Source organism: Blastomonas sp. UPD001, assembly GCF_003426715.1.
In the GTDB taxonomy this organism is placed as follows: Bacteria; Pseudomonadota; Alphaproteobacteria; order Sphingomonadales; family Sphingomonadaceae; genus Blastomonas.
Map to the genome: position 1 here is coordinate 1 of NZ_QKVT01000150.1, position 609 is coordinate 609.

The following is a 609-nucleotide window of genomic DNA, read 5'->3' on the forward strand; positions in this document are numbered from 1 at the left end:
TACCCAACAATCTCGGGAGGCTTGACTGGCGTCGACCGCACCCGCTTCCAGTCCATACCATCCACCAAAGCCAGAAGCTGGGCATGATTCAGCTGGACGCGGCTGTGGCCGATACGTGGCCAGCAGAACTGAGCTTTCTCTAGCCGTTTGGCATAAAGGCAGACGCCCGAGCCATCCCACCATACGATCTTGATCCGGTCCGCTCGTTTCGCCCGAAAGACATAGAGCGCTCCGTTGAACGGATCACTGCCAGCATCCCGCACCAGCGAAAGCAGGCTGTCCGGCCCCTTGCGGAAGTCGATCGGATGGCTGGCAAGGAAGACCTTCACGCCTGACGGGATCATGCCGAGCGTACCGCTCGGATAACGCGCTGCAAATGCGCTTCGTCGATCTCAGCACCGGCCCGGATTACAACGTCGCCGATGACCACCTCGACGACAGAGCTGACCCCGATCATCGATCTCTGTCCACTTTCAGCCGACGCCACATGGTCCGGCTCGCTCTCGTTCAGAAGGTCTCGCCGCCACCGGTAGAGTTGAGAGGGCGTAATGCCGATCCGTCGTGCGATCGCCGAGATATTCACTCCAGGCCGGCAAGCCTCCTCAACGG

General features: G+C 60.6%; 2 protein-coding genes. Both read right to left on the reverse strand.

The genetic code is table 11. The features are described 5' to 3' along the window. A partial coding sequence (gene tnpB / locus DM995_RS19970) for an IS66 family insertion sequence element accessory protein TnpB (protein WP_198669528.1) occupies nucleotides 1–329 on the reverse strand: 329 nt, incomplete at its 3' end. A gap of 11 nt (nucleotides 330–340) precedes the next feature. After that, nucleotides 341–609, reverse strand: a 269-nt coding sequence (locus DM995_RS21495; RefSeq protein WP_157973405.1) for a transposase, incomplete at its 5' end; no start/stop codon positions are given.